The following is a 17,588-nucleotide window of genomic DNA, read 5'->3' as shown; positions in this document are numbered from 1 at the left end:
AGCTGGTGTTGCGCTAAGGATAGGCCATGAACAAGCACGTCCTGCATATCGGGCATTCCGCTTGCCCGCACGATTGCCCCTCCACATGCGCGCTCGACGTGGAGGTGTTGGATTCCCATACCATCGGCCGCGTGCGCGGCGCGAAGGACAACAGCTATACCGACGGCGTCATCTGCGCCAAGGTAGCGCGCTATGCCGAGCGCATCCACCATCCAGACCGCCTGCTGAAGCCGTTGATCCGCGCGGGCGGCAAGGGCGAGGGGGCATGGAAGGAAGCGTCCTGGGAAGCCGCGCTCGATCTCGTCGCCGAGCGCTTCCTGAAGGCCGAGGCCGAGTTCGGCTCAGAGAGCATTTGGCCAAATTATTATGCCGGGACGATGGGGCTGGTGCAGCGTGATTCGATCCATCGCCTGCGCCATGCCAAGAAATATTCGAACCAGTTCGACAGTTTCTGCACCAATCTCGCCTGGACCGGCTTCTTCGCCGGTACGGGCAGCCTGACCGGCGTTGACCCGCGCGAGATGGCGAAGGCCGATTGCGTGGTGATCTGGGGCACGAACGCGGCGACCACGCAGGTCAATGTCATGACCCATGCGGTCAAGGCGCGGAAAGAACGGGGCGCGAAGATCGTCGCCATCGATGTCTATGAGAATGCCACCGTCCGCCAGGCGGATATGGGGATCGTGCTGAAGCCCGGCACGGATGGCGCGTTCGCCTGCGCCGTCATGCATGTGCTCTTCCGCGATGGAATGGCTGATTGGGACTATCTCAACGCCCATACCGACGATCCGAAGGGGCTGGAGCGCCACCTGCAGACCCGCACGCCGGAATGGGCCTCCGCCATCACGGGTTTGCCGGTGGAGGAGATCGAGGCTTTCGCCCGTCTGGTTGGCACGACGAAGCGGACCTTCTTCCGGCTGGGCTATGGCTTCACGCGCCAGCGCAACGGCGCGGTCAATATGCACGCCGCATCCTGCATCCCCGCCGTCACCGGTGCATGGCTGCATGAGGGCGGCGGCGCTTTTCACTCCAATGCCGGCATTTTCCGCATGGACAAGTCGGAGATCGAGGGCAAGGCGTTCAAGGATCCTGATATCCGCTATCTCGACCAGTCAAAGATTGGCCGCGTGCTGACCGGTGACAAGGAAGCGTTGAACGGTGGGCCGCCTGTCACGGCCATGCTGATCCAGAACACCAATCCGGCCAATGTCGCACCGGAACAGCGCCTTATCCGCAAGGGCATGCTGCGCGAGGATCTGTTCATGGTTGTCCATGAGCAGTTCATGACCGACACGGCCAAGCTCGCCGATGTGGTGCTGCCGGCCACCATGTTCCTGGAGCATGACGATATCTATCGCGGCGGCGGCCAGCAGCACATCGTGCTGGGACCGAAGGTCGTCGACGCGCCGGGCGAGGCACGGCCCAATCTCTTCGTGCTCAACGAGCTGGCGAACCGCCTCGGCGTCGGCCATATGCCAGGCTTCGGCCTCGATGAGCGGACGCTGATCGACAACATGCTGCGCGTGAGCGGTCTGCCGGGCTTCGATGAATTGAAGGAGCGCCGCTGGCTCGACGTGCAGCCGGATTTCGACCGGGCGCATTATCTCAACGGCTTCAACTGGCCGGACCGCAAGTTCCGCTTCAAGCCGGACTGGACCGGCAGCCCGTCGCCCAACAAGCCGCCGCGCTCCATGGGCCCGCAGGGGCCTTACGCCGATCTGCCGGAATTCCCCGATTACTGGCAGGCGATCGAGGTGGCGGATGCGGAGCATCCCTTCCGGCTCGCCACATCGCCCGCGCATAATTTCCTGAATTCGACCTTCACCGAAACGCCGACCTCGCGCGCCAAGAACATACGCCCGGAGTTGCTGATTCATCCGGACGATGCGGCGTCGTTGGGCATCGCCGATGGCGATCGGGTGGAAATCGGCAACCAGCGCGGCGAGCTGGTGCTGTATGCCAAGATGCAGGACAGCCAGCGTCGGGGCGTGGTGATTTCCGAAGGCATATTCCCGAACTCAGCCTTCGAGCGCGGCGAGGGCATCAATATCCTCACCGGCGCAGACGCCGCCGCCCCCTATGGCGGCACGGCGTTTCACGACATCAAGGTCTGGGTGAGAAGGGCGAGGTAGGGTCTGCTGAAGCGGTGATCGCTTGTTCCCCCAGTGGCAGATGGGACCGTACAGACAGGATCCAGTGACAAGCACTGGGATGACGGAATGGTTGGCTGCTCAGCTAATCTCCAACCTTTCCGCAGGAGAGGTCGTTGTCGTTAGGTAAAGCACCTCCACCCGTCATCCCGGTGCTTGTCACTGGGATCCATTCCTCTACCTTTCCCCTATCGCAGCAGTTCAGAATGCAGGTCAAAATTGGCTGCGCTAAGAATTAGCCCACCAGATCGTCGAGAGTGATGTTCAGCGCAATCTTCCGCATCGTCTCGAGTGCACCCTCCCGCCTTACCGTCTCGATCTGCGAGAGATAGGCGGGTGCGATGCCGGCGGTGTGGTAAAGGGATAGGGCTTGCATACCTAGAACTAAATGGTATATACCTTGAACTGAAAGGTATGCAAAACCATGAGGTGAACATGCATGGCAAGTCCCAAAACCAACCCGAATTTCATGAACGGCGTTCCGGAACTCCTGATTCTGAAACTTATCGCGAAGCAGGAAATGTACGGCTATGAAGTCGTCCAGGCGATCCGCCTCCAGACCGAGGAGGCCATCCTGCTTGGAGAAGGTGTGATCTATCCGGTCCTGCACGCGCTTGAACGCGACGGGGCGTTGAAGTCGCGGCGTCAGACCGTGAACGGCCGCCGCCGCATCTATTACTCGATCACCCCGGAAGGGCAGCGCCGTCTGTCGGATCTCACATCGAACTGGGCCAGGCTGACCAAGGCCATCCAAACCGTCATCGTTGGAGGACAACATGCCGAAGCCGTTTGAACCCCTCAGGGAGCGCCTGCTGCGCGCCGGCGTCGCCCCTCATCATGTGCGGCGTTATATTCTGGAGCTTTCGCAGCACTTCGAGGATCTGCGCACCGATCTCGAGCAGGAGGGATATGCCAGGCCGAAAGCCGAGGCGGTAGCCCTGAACCGCATCGGGCGCATTGATGACCTGGCGCAAGCCATGATCGATCAGCCTCGCCTGCGCTCCTGGAACGTCCGGGCGCCTTGGGCGACGCTGGTTCTCGGATCATGCCTGGCGTTCGCCGCAGGCATCATGGCGGCGCTCATGCTGTTGGCGTCCTTCGGTCCTTCCGTGCCTTCGTCCTGGGCTCCGCAAGTTGCGAGCGGCACGGCCTTCTTCTGCAATTTCCTCCTGCCGCTTCTGTGTGGCTGGACGGTCGCCGTGGTCGCCATAAGGCAGCGCATGGATTCGTTCTGGCCCGTTGTCGCGCTTGGCGTTCTCGCGCTGGTGAGCAGCGCAATTCAGGTCGGCGTGACGATGTCCGGAGGCCATGGTGAAATCGGCGTTGGAGCCGGCGCAAGCCTGGATACCGTTGTCCTGCTGGCCCGAAACTTGGTCCTGACCTTGATCCCTTATCTCATCTGGCGCAAGTGGACGGAAACGGCCCGCGGCATCATGTGGGCAGATAGTAGCTCGCGCGGCGGATAATCTCCCGCACGCCTTCTCTCCCAAGCATCCGGGGCGCTCTGCATGCACATGCGGGGCGCTTCGGCTTTTCCGATGCTTTAAAATGCGCCGAAGGAGGTCTTGTCGTCCTCAATGAGCCCGGAATAGACGATTCCGCCGTTCACCATCCGCACTTTGCCCTCGGCCACCAGTTTTAGCGCCAGCGGATAGAGCTTGTGCTCCACTTTCAACACCCGTGCGGAAAGCGTGTCTTCCGTATCGCCCGGCTTCACCGGCACCACGCCTTGCGCGATGATCGGGCCGCCATCCATTTCGGCGGTGACGAAATGCACCGTGCAGCCATGGACGCGCATGCCGGATTCGAGCACGCGGGCGTGGCTGTCGAGGCCCTTGAAGAGCGGGAGGAGGGAAGGATGGATATTGATCATGCGCCCCTCCCATTTCCCGACGAATTCCGCCGACATCAGCCGCATATAGCCGGCGAGGCAGATGACATCGGGCGCGATGCGGGCGAGCGCGGCGTTGATCGCCTCCTCATGCGCGGCGCGGGATGGATAGTCCTTCTGCGGCACGGCGACAGCCTCGATGCCATGGCTTCGCGCCACCTCGAGCCCTGCAGCATCCGGCTTGTTGGAGATGACGGCGACGATTTCGGCGGGATAGGCCGGGTCCTTGCAGGCCTCGATCAGCGCGGTCATGTTCGACCCGCGCCCGGATATCAGCACGGCGACGCGTTTTTTCATGATCAGAGCGCCAGCGTGCCGCGATAGACGACGCCCGCGCCGTCGCGCGGGATCATTTTGCCTAATGTCATCACCGTTTCGCCTTCGGACGACAGGATCGCAGCGATTTCCGCCGCCTTTTCCGGTGCCGCGACCACGATCATGCCGATGCCGCAATTGAAGGTGCGCAGCATTTCATCGCGCTCGACCCCGCCCGTCTTGGCAAGCCAGGAGAACACAGCAGGCACGTTGATAGTCGAAAGATCGATTTCCGCCGCAAGGCCCGCGGGCAGGACGCGCGGGATATTGTCGGGGAAGCCACCGCCCGTGATATGCGCCAGTGCCTTGATACCATCACTGGAGCGGATCGCCGCGAGCAACAGTTTCACATAGATGCGCGTCGGCGTCAGCAGTGCTTCGCCCAGTGACTTGCCGGACGCAAACGGAGCATCGGCGTCCCAGCCGAGGCCGGAAAGTTCGACGATGCGGCGCACCAGCGAAAAACCGTTGGAATGCACGCCTGAGGAGGAAAGCCCGAGAATGACGTCTCCAGCCGCGATATCGCCGGCAGGAAGCAGGCGGTTGCGTTCCGCAGCACCTACCGCGAAGCCGGCGAGGTCATAGTCGCCATCGCGGTACATGCCCGGCATTTCCGCCGTCTCGCCGCCGATCAGCGCCGCGCCTGCCTGCCGGCAGCCCTCGGCGATGCCGGCGACGATCGCCGCGCCCTGATCGGGATCGAGCTTGCCCGTCGCGAAATAGTCGAGGAAGAAGAGGGGTTCCGCGCCCTGCACCACGAGATCGTTGACGCACATGGCGACGAGATCGATGCCGACCGTATCGTGCTTGCCCGCGTCGATGGCTATCTTCAGCTTGGTGCCGACGCCATCATTGGCCGCGACCAGCACCGGATCGGTGAAGCCCGCCGCCTTCAGGTCGAACAGGCCGCCGAAACCGCCGATCTCGCCATCGGCGCCGGGGCGGCGCGTCGAGCGGACGAGCGGCTTGATCTTCTCCACCAGGAGATTTCCGGCGTCGATATCGACGCCCGCCTCAGCATAGGTCAAACCATTCTTGCCGGTATTGCTCTGGCCAGTCATCGTTTAACTCCCGGTGCGCCATCCCGCTGGCAGGATATGCGAAAACGCATAAAACTTGTTCGGGGGCGCAATGGCACGAGTTTGCCCGTCCCGCAAGGCCGATATGGCCGCGCCCGCCAGAAAAGCACCGTTGATTTACCTGCGCGGTGCGACAAACGCCCGGCATGACCCCATATGTAACGGCGACAACTCTTGACCCCGGCTCCGGCAACAGCCTATCTCATCACATGGCCCGATTGAGGCTCAAACGAACGGTAGCTTTATCAGCATGGCGAAGACACCGGTAAAGACCAGGCCTGAGCGCGACATTCACGTTGACGTGCAGGTCAATACCCTTGCCGCCAATGTGCGCCGCCAGGCCGTGTTCTGGCTCGGCGCCATGGCGGTGTTCGTGCTGTTCCTGGTGGTGTTCAGTTCCATCCTCCTGCCTTTCGTGGCGGGGCTGGCGCTGGCCTATTTCCTCGATCCGGTCGCCGACCGCCTGGAGCGGCTCGGCCTGTCGCGTCTTGCTGCGACGGTGGTGATCCTGGTTCTCTTCCTGATCGTGCTGGTCCTGGCGGTGATGATCATCGTGCCGGTGCTCGCAACGCAGCTGACCGACTTCATCGCCCGGTTGCCGGGCTATATCACCCAGCTCCAGTCGCTGATCGCCGATCGGGATTCGCCATGGCTGAAGAAGGTCATCGGCGTCGACAGCTCCGTCATCCAGGACAATCTCAGCACGCTGCTTCAGCAGGGAGCGGGCTTCCTCTCGACGCTTTTCCAGTCCCTGTGGAATTCCGGCAAGGCGCTGATCGATATCGCAGCGCTTTTCGTCGTCACTCCGGTGGTCGCCTTCTACATGCTGCTCGACTGGGACCGCATGATCGAGCGCATCGATTCCTGGATCCCGCGTGATCATCTGCACGACGTGCGCCAGATCGCGCGCGAGATGGATGCCGCGATCGCCGGCTTCATCCGCGGGCAGGGCACCGTCTGCCTGATCCTCGGCACCATCTATGCCGTCGGCCTTACCATCGTGGGCTTGAATTTCGGCCTGCTGATCGGGCTTTTCGCCGGTCTCATCAGCTTCATCCCCTATATCGGCTCGCTCGTCGGCCTGGTGCTGGCGATTGGCGTGGCGCTGGTCCAGTTCTGGCCGGACTGGATCATGGTCAGCGCGGTCGCCATCGTCTTCTTCATCGGCCAGTTCATCGAGGGCAACATATTGCAGCCCAAGCTCGTCGGCTCGTCGGTCGGCCTGCATCCGGTCTGGCTGATGTTCGCGCTCTTCGCCTTCGGCTCCTTCCTCGGCTTCACCGGCATGCTGATCGCCGTTCCGGCGGCCGCCGCCGTCGGCGTGCTGGTGCGCTTCGCATTGGGCCGCTATCTGCAGTCGCCGATGTATCGCAGCCGCCACGCCGAGATCGAGCATGTCAAGCGGGTGAGGGAACCGGCCGGAGACGCCGAATGAGGAGATTTGCGTCCGTCCCGGCGGGCATTTTGGACGATAGCGCATGACCGCTCTGCCCCGTCAATTGCCGCTGGAGCTCGGCCATCAGCCGGGCTATGGCCGAGAGGACCTGATCGTCGCGGCATCGAACCGCGCCGCCGTCGATATCATCGACCGCTGGCCGAACTGGCTTTCGCCCGTCACCGTGCTCGCCGGACCGACCGGTTCCGGCAAGACGCATCTGGCTGCGATCTGGAAGGCCACCTCGGACGCCGCCATCCTCGATGCCGGCCGGATCGGGCCGGACGCCCTGGAAAAGGCGTCCGCCGGCCCGGTGCTGATCGATGATATCGGGGCGGCGCCTTTCGACGAAACCGGCCTCTTCCACCTGATCAACACGGTCCGCCAGTCCGGCACCTCGCTCTTGATGACATCGCGCCGCTGGCCGGCCAACTGGCCGGTGACGCTGCCGGATCTGGCGTCACGCCTGAAGGCTGCGACGGTGGTCGAGATTTCCGAGCCCGACGACGCGCTTCTCACGGCCGTCATCTACAAGCTCTTCGCTGACCGGCAGCTTCTGGTTGAGCCGCATATCGTCAGCTATCTCGTCAGCCGCATCGAGCGCTCGCTTGTCGCTGCCAACAGGATCGTCGACCGCCTCGACCGAGTGGCCCTTGAGCAGAAATCCCGCATCACCCGCCCGCTCGCCGCCGGCGTCATCGCCGCCTTCGAGGAAGGGCAGGGCGAGGGCGGGGATTAGGGCGCGCAGATAGCGGTGGAAAATAGCGCTTCTTCACACCCCCTCTGGCCTGCCGGCCAGAGGGGGTATTCAGCCAGAGCCGCCGGAACCTTAGATCACCACCTATGAGCGTAATTCGCTCCGAAGCTCTGGGTTCCGTTGTCGGAGGTGATGTCGTTCACCGATGTCGTGAGGTTCACCTTGCCGAAGATCTTCTGCTCGGCGCTGATGCTGGTGCGCCAGCGCGGATCGGCGTCCGTCCGCCGCGTCCGGGCGATAAAGACGGTTCGGCTGTCGTCGAATGAAAGCCGCAGCGCCTTCGTCGTCTGCCAATGGCTCTCCTTCGTCGCCGAGCCGCTGTACCATACTGAATAATTGTCATTCACATGCGCAGTCACACCGTTGGCAACCGACCATTGGCGCCGCGTCGCCATGCCGATGCTGCCGCTGCCGTTCTCCGTGCCCAGCCGCAGGTTGAGGTCGGCGCCGTCCCAACCGGCAAGATCGGAGGCCGGCAGCTTGACCCAGCTCCACAATGCCGATGGCGGCGCTTCCGGCGCGCCGGTGAGGTGCGGATCCTGCGCCTGGCCGGCAAAGCCGATCTCCGTGCCGACGGCGGTCTCCCATTCGAGCGGCAGCCGCGCGCCGAGCCGCATCACATAGGCGCCGCTCGCTGTCTTCTTCGGCGTGGCGATCACGGTGTCCGCAGCCCATGCCGAACCAGGCCCGAAAGCCAGGAAAATCGCGGCCGTCGCCGCAATGACAGAATGCTGAAGATGCCTCACGCCCAATTCCTCGTCCGGATTGCCTGAAATCCGTGTTCTCCCCGTAAGCGGAAGAGCCCCAAGATTGCTCCGTCGCTTCGGCTGGTTGGAAAACGCGCAAAACGCCATCGGTCCCGCTGCAGCCCTGCGGCTACGGAGAGATCACGTCAGATTTGCGCACGTAATGTTTCGGTGATTTATACTCTGTGAGGATATGCTAATCAACCCCGGCCGGGGAAACAAACAGGCTTATTTGTTTCCCACCGGCATCGGCGGCAGGGCAGGGGCCGATATGTCGGGTCTGATCGGGTTCCTGAGGATCGAGCCCGTTATGAAAGAGCGCGGCTGCGAGGCGGCGAGCCTGTCTTCGTGTACCCAGCCGATCATGGTGGTGGACGGCACGACGACGCGGTGCCATTTGCCTGTTTTGCCGTAGGAGCGCATTTCGCGGCCCTTTTCGACCGTGCCGACGGCCGCCGCCTTCTCCCAGGCGTGCTCGCGGATCGTGATGCGCTCCCTGGCATAGATGACGGAGGGCGTGGTGTTGGGCGCGGCGCGGCCGACCGGGATGTTCTTCACGGCGGATTTGGCCTCGTCCGGCTTGACGAGCGAGGCCGGCGGCTTCACCGCCGCCATTTGCGTGGTGGTGCTGCGTGATGGAGCAGGCGCCGGGCGAACCGGAACGGGAGGACGGGGGATATCGGCCTTGGCAGCTGCTGTCTTCGGCTGCTCCCTGTTGGCCGGGGCCTTGTTCGCGACCGTCTCCTTCGGCCTTGAGACCTTCGGGCTCGTTTCCCGTTGTGGCAAGAGCTGGCTGAAGATGCGGGAGAAATCGGTTTTCGGGTTCTTATCCTGATAGGCCGCCCACCAGCCGGCGGCGCCCATGGCCACGATGACGGCAAGGGCGATGCCCGATCCCGAGAAGGACGAGCGCTTGGATGAACGTCTTTTCCTGGCCATGTGATGATTCCCGCCGGTTCGTGCGACAAGGGCCGGGTGGGCCGATTCTTTCAACGGGGATACGCTATCAGCCGTTTCTTCGCATTTGGTTACCGGCGGGAGGTGGCCAGGCCCCGATCATGCGCCCTCTTCCTCAAGGTGTTTTGCGCCGATGGCCTGATAGAGATCGAACAAGGCCGCATGGGCCTGATCGGCGAGGGCATAGAATTCCGGATCGTGCAGGATTGTCGGGTGGCAGAGGAGATGGCGGCCGACCGAATCCAGAAGGATGGATGTCGCATGCAGCGCTTCGTGACAGCCGAAGCTGCCGGGCATGAAATCTTTCGGGTCATGGCTTTCCGCGTCAGCGAGCGCTTCCTGCCGGGCTTTTTCCAGTTCATCATTCGTGGTCATGATATCTCCGCCTAAATAGATTAATCCAATCCATGCTGGCGCAGACACTAACAGCTGTTTCTTCGCATCTGGTTACCGGCGGAAGATGGCCACGAATGCAGTCACCGCACCGTGGCCTCTGCAATCAGAAGATTTGCGTGACCGGCTGGCCGAAGGCCATGGCACCCGTATAGCGGGCCTGGGGGCCGCTCTGGAGCGGATGAAAGCGGGCAGCCTGAATATCCCGAAAGCGTCTCTCCAGACCGTTTCTACGATAAAAGCCGGTACCTCCCGCAAGCTCGAGCGCCAGTTCGACGGTTCGGATCGCATTTTTGGCAACCAGTGAACGGCCTATCATCACCTCGTTTACGGTATCGGCGGAGGGCACGTTCAATTCTGCCGTCTCGACCATCCAGCGATGGGCGAGGCGAGCGGCCCGCAGCGACGTGTCCATGCGCCCGGCAAGATCGAGGCTGTGATTGGTTTGGGCCTTGTTCTTCGCCAGCTCTATCGCGAGATCGCGCGCGCTCTCCGCCACGCCCAGATAGACGGCATAGATGAGGGGAAACGCAATCGTTGCGATGATCTGGAATACCGGGTGCCACTCGCCGGCCCTGCGCGAGAAGGCCACCCCGGCATCGGGAACGAACAGGTCGTCGATCACCACGTCATGGGAGCCGGTGCCGCGCATGCCGAGCGCCCGCCAAGTCTCCTGAATGGTGACTTCGGCTGCCGCCAGGGGTGCGCCGAAGTGGATGACCATCGGGCCTGCGTCGGAATCTTCGCAGACGGCGCCGGTCATCAACAGGTTGCCCGCCGGCGCGCCGGATGTAAACGTCTTGCGCGCGTTGATGCGGTAGCCACCCTCGACCTTGGTCGCACGGCCGGATCCGCCGATCCAGTCGGATCCGCCACTCGACAGGAGAATGATCCGCTCCGTCGCGACCCGTTTGAGCAATGGCTCGACTGCCGCGACCTGCTGGTAGCGCCAGCGCCACGCGGGAATCGCCACCTGATGGGTGTGCATCGAAAAAGCCAAAGCGGTGGATCCGCAAGCATGGGCCATGATGCGCAGCATCTCCGCCAGCTGCGCCACTTCCGCTCCCGCTCCGCCCAATTCACTGGGCACGCCGGCCTCGACCAGCCCCACTTCCTTGAGCAGAGCGTAGTTCTCCGCCACGAATGTGTCGCTTTCGTCGACTGTCGCTGCTCGCTCAGTCAGGATGGGGGTGATCTCCCGCACTGCATTGGTCACACTGAACGGGGGCGAAGCTGCGGCTAAGGTATCTGCGGATGCGATGCTCATGATGTTCTCCTCCACAATGAGATTGACGAGGAGCATAATTCATCCTGCCGCTTCCATGATCCAGTTCAGGAACTGTACTGGCCCGCCGCTCTGTCCAGGCCGGCGATTCTGCGCTATTCTCAAGCATTGGTCGTGGAGGAGGTCTTCATGGCAGACAGAGGCGGATACGGACAGTTCTGCCCCGTTTCTATGGCATCGGAAATAGTTTGTTCGCGCTGGACGACCCTCGTCGTTCGCGAACTGCTGTGCGGAACCACGCGCTTCAATGATCTACGCCGCGGCGTGCCCCGCATGTCGCCCGCACTGCTTTCCAAGCGGCTGAAGGAACTGGAGCGCGCCGGAATCGTGCAGACCGTCCGCAGCGCGAATGGCATCACGGAATATCATTTGTCTGAAGCGGGCGAAGATCTGCGGCCCATCGTTCTCGGCCTCGGATTCTGGGGGCAGCGATGGGTGGAATCCAGGCTTTCGCTGAAGAACCTCGATCCCTCGCTGTTGATGTGGGATATCCGCCGCCATCTCAATCCGCAGCCGCTTCCACCGAAGCGTTGCACGATTCAGTTCCAGTACCCCGAACTGCCGCGCACGAAACAGAACTGGTGGCTTGTCGTCGATGCAGGCTCGGTCGATCTATGCGGGTTTGATCCCGGCTTTGAGATCGATCTCCTCATCACGACCTCGCTTCGTACCATGACTGCCATCTGGATGGGCTGGACGGTGGTGCGAAGGGAGATCGAGGGTGGAAATCTTGAACTCGACGGCGATCCCAAGGTCGCGAGAGCGATACAGCAATGGCTTGGCTTCAGCATCTTTGCCCACGAGCCGCGCCGGGTGCCGTGAATATGATGCCGGCAGGGAGAGATGCTCGGGACGGGGACCGGTGGAACCGAAGATCAACGCCCATGTCCACAGAGAACCGTGCCCAACAAATTCTGATGGGAAGAAAAAATGGCGATCCCGGCAGGACTCGAACCTGCGACCATCGGCTTAGAAGGCCGGTGCTCTATCCATCTGAGCTACGGGACCGATGGGACAAGCACTACACGCTTGCGGCAAGCCGTTCAATGCGCTGATCAGTGCGTCCAGGGCTGCTGGCGGTCGTATTTGAAATTGTCGGAATAGGAGACCTTGCGGCGCTTCGCTTCTTTCGGCTCATCGAGGCGATAGGCGATGCCGTTCCTTTCGGCATAAGCGACGGCTTCTTCCTGGGTGTCGAAGAAAAGCCTGATCTGGCTCTTCATGTCGCCGGAAGAGGTATAGCCCATCAGCGGCTCCACCTTGCGCGGCGTCTCAGGTTCGAACTCCAGAAGCCACGATTTCGTTTTTGCCTTGCCCGACTGCATGGCAGTCTTGGCGGGACGATATATGCGTGCGACCATGTCCAGACACCCTTGAGTGCGAAAATGGTCGGAGCGGCAGGATTCGAACCTGCGACCCCCTGATCCCAAATCAGGTGCGCTACCAGGCTGCGCTACGCTCCGCCACCTTGGCGAATGTTGATTTCCCTAGAGATTTCAGCCCATCGGCGCAAGAGGGAAAACGATGTTGGCCGCAGAAAGTGGAAAGACCACAACGCCGACATGTTCCACCAACGGAAAATCCCACGCTGAGGCCCGGCGTTGGGAGGATGATGGACGCCGGGCCTCGCGCTGGCACGTCCCCCAGCGATGGTGCAATCCTGGACCGAGTCGCGGTCGCCGCGCTACTCCAATAAGTTGCCAAGGATGCGATCGGTTGTGCGGAAGCGGAATGCGCTGACACAAACAGGCGACAATACCGCTATTCGGCTGTAGCGGCTGCCGCGAGCCCCTTCTGCAGGTCCGCGATCAGGTCGCCCGTATCTTCCAGTCCGATCTGCAGCCGGATCACCGGTCCGCCATAATCGGCCCTGCTCACCGTGCGGTCGGCAAGGCTGACATGCACCGCCAGGCTCTCGAAGCCGCCCCATGAATAGCCCAGGCCGAATATCTCCAGCGCGTCGAGGAAGGCATGCGCCTTCTTCTTGGCTCCTCCGTCGAGCACAATCGAGAAGATGCCCGACGCGCCGGTGAAATCGCGCTTCCAGATCGCATGGTCAGGATGGCTTTCAAGCGCCGGGTGCAGCACCGAGGCGACGCCGGCTTGGGTCTCGAGCCAGCGCGCGATCTCGAGCGCGCTTTTCTGGTGCGCCTCGAGCCTGATGCCCATCGTGCGCAGGCCGCGTAGGATCTGGTAGACGTCATCTGGCGCGGCGCACATGCCGAGCGTGCCATGGCCCTCCAGCAGTCTTGGCCAGCAGCGCTCATTCGCCGAAACCGTACCCAGGAGTACGTCCGAATGGCCGGAAGGGTATTTCGTCGCCGCGTGGATGGAGATATCGACGCCATGGTCGAGCGGCCTGAAATAGAGGGGTGTCGCCCAGGTATTGTCCATCATCACGATGGCATCGGCTTCATGCGCTTTCTCCACGATCGCCGGAATGTCCTGCATCTCGAACGTGTTCGAGCCGGGCGATTCGGTGAAGACGACCTTCGTGTTGGGGCGGATCAGTTCGGCGATGCCGGCGCCGATGCCCGGATCGTAATATTCCACCGTGATGCCGAGCCGCGTCAGCATCGTATCGGCGAAATGCCGCGTCGGATTGTAGATCGAATCGACGAACAGCACATGGTCGCCGGCCGACAGGAAGGTGAGGAGAGGGACGGTGACGGCCGTAAGGCCCGAGGGGACGAGGACGGTGCCGGCCGATCCTTCCAGGGCGTCGATCGCCTGGGCGAGCGCGTCGCTCGTCGGCGTGCCGCGCGTTCCATAGGTGTATTTCTGGTTCCGAGTCGCCATCGTCTGCGCATCAGGAAAAAGCACCGTCGAGGCATGAACGACCGGCGGATTGACGAAGCCGTGATAGTCGCGCGGATCATTGCCGCAATGGGTGAGAAGCGTATTGATGCCGAACGGCTTTTTCTTATCCCGGTTTTTTTCCATCAATGATTCTCCTATGCGGCCCTGCGCGACCCATTTAGTGACAAAATCCAATGACAAGCCACGGCCGTCGATAATCCCGCCGCGCCGTTCTTGCAACACTTGACGGGGTTCCATGCCGGACCAGGCTCAAAAGCCAGAAGTGACGATACGGAAGAACATGACCATCTTCAGAGCCAATCTCCGCACTGCATTCCACTCACTCGCCCAGGGCCTGCGCTCTCCAGCGCCATCCGACACGCCGTATCCATGGACATGGTGGATGACGGTGGCGATTGTCCTGCTGGTTCCCGTCCTTTATTTTCTGCATCCCTATGACGGAGCGATCCTGCGCGCCGCCTCGTCCAGTGAGATGCCGGGGCTGTCCCTGTTGCGGGACCTGACGGATGTCGGCAGAACCCTGTTCTACCTCGCGATCGCCTTCTGCATTCTTCTGTGGACCACGGGCAGGGACCGGCGGACATTGGAGGGGCGCCAGAAGGCACGGCTTTATACGCTGGAGAGCCAGACCGCATTCGCATTCGCCGGCATCGGGTTAAGCGCAGTCATCGTCTATATCATCAAAATCGCCGTCGGGCGGGCCAGACCGGCCCTGATCGACACGCTCGGCCCCGCTTTCATCGAGCCTTTCCACGGCGGTTATCTCTATGTCAGCTTCCCCTCCGGCCATTCCGCGACGGTGGGGGCGGTCACGATCATTCTGGCGCTCTGGTTCCCCCGCTGGCGGCTGCCCGTTCTCGTCGCCACCCTTGCGCTCGCCTTCAGCCGCATAGCGGTGGCCGCCCATTATCCGACCGACGTGGTGGCCGGCTTTTCCATAGGCTTCCTGTTCACGCTTTTTCTGGCCCGTTTTCTGGCGAACAGGAATCTGGGATTCTCGATCGATCCCGGGCGAATGCTGCCGAAACGCCATGTCCTGACCGCGGAGAGGTGGGAAAATTCGCCTTGATCGGCGTGAAGATCGGTGAATTTCTCTATGAGAGCGATTCGCTTTTTCAGATTTTCATCTTAAGAGGGTGCTGCTTTGGTTGTAGAGGCGCCAAAAGCCTTGACCGGAGCCGAATAATCGCCTTCGATGAAAACGTGAATGGGAGCACGGCAGACATCTTGATGACCGGTATCCGCTACGCCATCGGCCCGAAAATCGGGATCGGTTTCGGAAAGTCCGATGCGTGGTTTAAAAAACTGGAGCGTTCTTGCGTGTCCGAATGGACATGCGGCGTTCCGGGACAGGATGCCGGACTTCTGCATGGTGCCCTTTAAACGGGAACACAAAGGCAACACAAAAAGGGTAGTAGCCAAATGAAAAAGACTGTTCTTCAAGGCGTCCTCGGCGCAGCAGCGCTTGCATATGCCGCCACGGCGGCCTCTGCGGGCACGCTGGACGATGTAAAGGCCAAGGGCTTCCTGCAGTGCGGTGTCAATACCAGCCTTGCAGGCTTCTCCGCTCCGAATGACAAGGGGGAATGGTCGGGCTTCGACGTCGATTATTGCCGCGCCGTCGCCGCCGCGATCTTTGGCGATGCTACCAAGGTCAAGTTCACGCCGCTCAACGCCAAGGAGCGCTTCACCGCGCTGCAGTCGGGCGAGATCGACGTCCTGATCCGCAACACGACCTGGACCATCAGCCGCGATACCTCGCTCGGTCTCGATTTCACCGGCGTCAACTATTATGACGGCCAGGGCTTCATGATCAACGCCAAGAAGCTGTCGGGCATCAATTCCGCGCTGCAGCTTTCCGGCGCATCGGTCTGCGTCCAGTCCGGCACGACGACCGAGCTGAACCTGGCCGATTACTTCCGGGCGAACAAGATGGAGTACAATCCCGTCGTGTTCGAGAAGGTGGAAGAAGTCAACGCTGCCTATGATGCCGGCCGTTGCGATGCCTACACCACCGACCAGTCGGGCCTTTATGCGACCCGCCTGACGCTCTCCAATCCCGACGATCATGTCGTTCTGCCGGAAATCATCTCCAAGGAACCGCTCGGTCCCGCCGTCCGCCAGGGCGATTCACAGTGGGCCGACGTCGTCAGGTGGACCCATTATGCTCTGCTCAACGCCGAGGAATTCGGCATCACGCAGGCCAATGTCGATGAGATGAAGAACTCCGACAATCCGGAGATCAAGCGTCTGCTCGGCACCGAAGCCGATACCAAGGTTGGCACCGATCTCGGCCTGACCAATGACTGGGTCGTCAACATCGTCAAGGGCGTCGGCAATTACGGCGAGCTCTTCGAGCGCAATATCGGCTCTGCAAGCCCGCTCAAGATCGCCCGCGGCCTCAATGCCCAGTGGACGAAGGGCGGTCTGCAATACGGCATGCCGGTCCGCTAAGGGCGCGGATCCACAAAAAAGTATGAACGAAGACGGGAGGGTGGCGAATAGCCATCTTCCCGAACAATCGTGCTATAATGATAAATGGGAATAAGAACAAACGAGGGGTACATGGCGTCTCAGGATATTGCAGGATCCGGCCGTGAAAGCCCGGGCGTATCTTTTCTGTACGACCCGAAAATCCGCGGCATACTCTATCAGGCCGTGGCCTTCATCGCGATCATCTCGCTGATCTATTGGATCGCCAACAACACGGTCACCAATTTGCAGCGTGCCAATATCGCTTCCGGCTTTGGCTTCCTGAAAGGCCGCGCCGGTTTCGATATCAGCCAGTCGCTGGTCCAGTATACGAGCGATTCCACCTACGGGCGGGCGCTCTATGTCGGCTTCCTCAACACGCTCTACGTGGCCGCCATCGGCGTTGTCACGGCCTCCATCGTCGGCTTTCTCGTCGGCATAGGACGGCTTTCCCATAACTGGCTGATCCGCAAGATCTGCCTGGTCTATGTCGAGATATTCCGCAACATTCCGCCGCTTCTCGTCATCTTCTTCTGGTATTTCGGCGTGCTTTCGGTGCTGCCGCAGGCGCGCGAGAGCCTCTCCCTGCCTTTTGGCAGCTATTTGAACAATCGCGGCATTTTCCTTCCCTCCATCATCTGGGGGGACAATGCCGGGCTGATCGGCATCGGCTTCGTCGTCGGGCTGGTACTTTCCTTTTTCGTGGCTCGCTGGGCGCGCAAGCGGCAGATGGCGACCGGGCAGATATTTCCCGTCTATCGCACGGCCGCGGCGCTCATTCTCGGGCTACCACTGCTCGCCGCCATCCTCACGGGCTTTCCGGCGACGCTTGACTATCCCAAGCTCGGCACCTTCAACCTGTCGGGCGGCATGCAGGTGAAGCCGGAATTCCTGGCGCTCTATCTGGCACTCTCCTTCTATACCGCCGCCTTCATCGCCGAGATCGTGCGTGCCGGCATTCTGGGCGTCAGCAAGGGACAGACCGAGGCTTCCCACGCGCTGGGCTTGCGCCCCGGGCCGACGATGCGCCTCGTGGTGATCCCGCAGGCGTTGCGCATCATCATTCCGCCGCTGACGAACCAGTTTCTGAACCTGACCAAGAACTCGTCGCTGGCCATTGCCATAGGCTATCCCGATCTCGTGGCCGTGGGCGGAACGATCCTCAACCAGACGGGTCAGTCCGTTGAGGTGGTGGCCATCTGGATGGCGATCTATCTCAGCCTCAGCCTCGTTACATCGGGCTTCATGAACTGGTTCAACGCCAAAATGGCACTGGTGGAGAGATAAG

19 protein-coding genes and 2 tRNA genes are annotated in these 17,588 nt (G+C 61.5%); 10 read left to right on the top strand and 11 right to left on the bottom strand.

The genetic code is table 11. The annotated features are described in order from the left end of the window. Positions 1-26 precede the first annotated feature (26 nt). A complete protein-coding gene (locus ATN84_RS12460) occupies positions 27-2,132 on the top strand; it encodes a molybdopterin oxidoreductase family protein (protein ID WP_068881918.1) in 2,106 nt (701 codons plus the stop codon). A gap of 253 nt (positions 2,133-2,385) precedes the next feature. On the opposite strand, the gene ATN84_RS26845 is transcribed toward ATN84_RS12460, so the two are convergent. Beyond that, positions 2,386-2,526 carry a helix-turn-helix domain-containing protein gene (locus ATN84_RS26845; protein WP_201026360.1) on the bottom strand — a complete coding sequence of 47 codons (141 nt, stop codon included), beginning with the start codon at positions 2,524-2,526 and terminating at the stop codon, positions 2,386-2,388. Between the two features lie 63 nt (positions 2,527-2,589). On the opposite strand from ATN84_RS26845, the gene ATN84_RS12455 reads away from it, so the two are divergent. Continuing rightward, positions 2,590-2,943, top strand: coding sequence for a PadR family transcriptional regulator (locus ATN84_RS12455; RefSeq protein ID WP_068881917.1), 354 nt, complete (start codon positions 2,590-2,592; stop codon positions 2,941-2,943). Next, positions 2,927-3,616: a hypothetical protein gene (locus ATN84_RS12450; protein WP_068881916.1), complete on the top strand. Its 690-nt coding sequence runs from the start codon at positions 2,927-2,929 to the stop codon at positions 3,614-3,616. The genes ATN84_RS12455 and ATN84_RS12450 overlap by 17 nt, the downstream gene beginning before the upstream one ends. Before the next feature lie 77 nt (positions 3,617-3,693). On the opposite strand, the gene purN is transcribed toward ATN84_RS12450, so the two are convergent. Together purN and purM are read right to left on the bottom strand one after the other, a co-directional pair. Continuing rightward, positions 3,694-4,338, bottom strand: a complete 645-nt coding sequence (purN, locus tag ATN84_RS12445) for a phosphoribosylglycinamide formyltransferase (RefSeq protein WP_068881915.1) — start codon at positions 4,336-4,338, stop codon at positions 3,694-3,696. A gap of 2 nt (positions 4,339-4,340) precedes the next feature. After that, positions 4,341-5,417 (bottom strand): phosphoribosylformylglycinamidine cyclo-ligase, encoded by a 1,077-nt coding sequence (gene purM, locus ATN84_RS12440; RefSeq protein ID WP_068881914.1) that lies wholly within the window; start codon positions 5,415-5,417, stop codon positions 4,341-4,343. A gap of 268 nt (positions 5,418-5,685) precedes the next feature. On the opposite strand from purM, the gene ATN84_RS12435 reads away from it, so the two are divergent. Continuing rightward, the gene (locus ATN84_RS12435; protein ID WP_201026359.1) at positions 5,686-6,870 is read left to right on the top strand and encodes an AI-2E family transporter; all 1,185 of its coding nucleotides are present in this window, start codon (positions 5,686-5,688) and stop codon (positions 6,868-6,870) included. Between the two features lie 43 nt (positions 6,871-6,913). Beyond that, positions 6,914-7,609, top strand: a complete 696-nt coding sequence (gene hdaA / locus ATN84_RS12430; protein ID WP_068881913.1) for a DnaA regulatory inactivator HdaA — start codon at positions 6,914-6,916, stop codon at positions 7,607-7,609. Between the two features lie 95 nt (positions 7,610-7,704). On the opposite strand, the gene ATN84_RS12425 is transcribed toward hdaA, so the two are convergent. From ATN84_RS12425 to ATN84_RS12410, 4 genes are all read right to left on the bottom strand, one after another. After that, complete coding sequence (locus ATN84_RS12425) at positions 7,705-8,373, bottom strand: hypothetical protein (protein WP_153020194.1); 669 nt, start codon at positions 8,371-8,373, stop codon at positions 7,705-7,707. A gap of 228 nt (positions 8,374-8,601) precedes the next feature. Further along, entirely contained in the window at positions 8,602-9,312 is a 711-nt protein-coding gene (locus tag ATN84_RS12420; protein WP_068881911.1) for a hypothetical protein, read from the bottom strand. A 117-nt stretch (positions 9,313-9,429) separates the two neighbouring features. Further along, the gene (locus ATN84_RS12415) at positions 9,430-9,705 is read right to left on the bottom strand and encodes a hypothetical protein (RefSeq protein ID WP_068881910.1); all 276 of its coding nucleotides are present in this window, start codon (positions 9,703-9,705) and stop codon (positions 9,430-9,432) included. A 124-nt stretch (positions 9,706-9,829) separates the two neighbouring features. Then, positions 9,830-10,990, bottom strand: coding sequence for an acyl-CoA dehydrogenase family protein (locus ATN84_RS12410; RefSeq protein WP_082766262.1), 1,161 nt, complete (start codon positions 10,988-10,990; stop codon positions 9,830-9,832). A 147-nt stretch (positions 10,991-11,137) separates the two neighbouring features. Here ATN84_RS12410 and ATN84_RS12405 point away from each other — a divergent pair, with 147 nt between their 5' ends. Beyond that, entirely contained in the window at positions 11,138-11,830 is a 693-nt protein-coding gene (locus tag ATN84_RS12405; protein WP_068881909.1) for a winged helix-turn-helix transcriptional regulator, read from the top strand. A 109-nt stretch (positions 11,831-11,939) separates the two neighbouring features. Here ATN84_RS12405 and ATN84_RS12400 read toward each other — a convergent pair. The 4 genes from ATN84_RS12400 to ATN84_RS12385 form a co-directional block, all read right to left on the bottom strand. Further along, positions 11,940-12,016: transfer RNA gene (locus ATN84_RS12400), tRNA-Arg, on the bottom strand. Between the two features lie 47 nt (positions 12,017-12,063). After that, positions 12,064-12,369, bottom strand: a complete 306-nt coding sequence (locus ATN84_RS12395) for an ETC complex I subunit (RefSeq protein ID WP_068881908.1) — start codon at positions 12,367-12,369, stop codon at positions 12,064-12,066. A gap of 25 nt (positions 12,370-12,394) precedes the next feature. Further along, positions 12,395-12,471 (bottom strand) — tRNA-Pro (locus ATN84_RS12390). Positions 12,472-12,769: 298 nt separating this feature from the next. Next, positions 12,770-13,951: a cystathionine beta-lyase gene (locus ATN84_RS12385; protein WP_068881907.1), complete on the bottom strand. Its 1,182-nt coding sequence runs from the start codon at positions 13,949-13,951 to the stop codon at positions 12,770-12,772. Positions 13,952-14,108: 157 nt separating this feature from the next. On the opposite strand from ATN84_RS12385, the gene ATN84_RS12380 reads away from it, so the two are divergent. From ATN84_RS12380 to ATN84_RS12365, 4 genes are all read left to right on the top strand, one after another. Next, positions 14,109-14,897 (top strand): phosphatase PAP2 family protein, encoded by a 789-nt coding sequence (locus ATN84_RS12380; protein WP_161939569.1) that lies wholly within the window; start codon positions 14,109-14,111, stop codon positions 14,895-14,897. After that, positions 14,894-15,211 carry a hypothetical protein gene (locus ATN84_RS12375; protein ID WP_068881905.1) on the top strand — a complete coding sequence of 106 codons (318 nt, stop codon included), beginning with the start codon at positions 14,894-14,896 and terminating at the stop codon, positions 15,209-15,211. Before ATN84_RS12380 ends, ATN84_RS12375 begins: the two co-directional genes overlap by 4 nt. A 39-nt stretch (positions 15,212-15,250) precedes the next feature. Beyond that, positions 15,251-16,282, top strand: coding sequence for an amino acid ABC transporter substrate-binding protein (locus ATN84_RS12370; RefSeq protein ID WP_068881904.1), 1,032 nt, complete (start codon positions 15,251-15,253; stop codon positions 16,280-16,282). 111 nt (positions 16,283-16,393) lie between these two features. After that, a complete protein-coding gene (locus ATN84_RS12365; RefSeq protein ID WP_068881903.1) occupies positions 16,394-17,587 on the top strand; it encodes an amino acid ABC transporter permease in 1,194 nt (397 codons plus the stop codon). Position 17,588: the final 1 nt, after the last annotated feature.

Origin of the sequence: Paramesorhizobium deserti (genome assembly GCF_001558695.1) — a bacterium.
Classification (GTDB): Bacteria; Pseudomonadota; Alphaproteobacteria; order Rhizobiales; family Rhizobiaceae; genus Paramesorhizobium; species Paramesorhizobium deserti.
The sequence above is the reverse complement of the archived record's forward strand: the minus strand, read 5'-3'. Positions and strand labels throughout refer to the sequence as shown.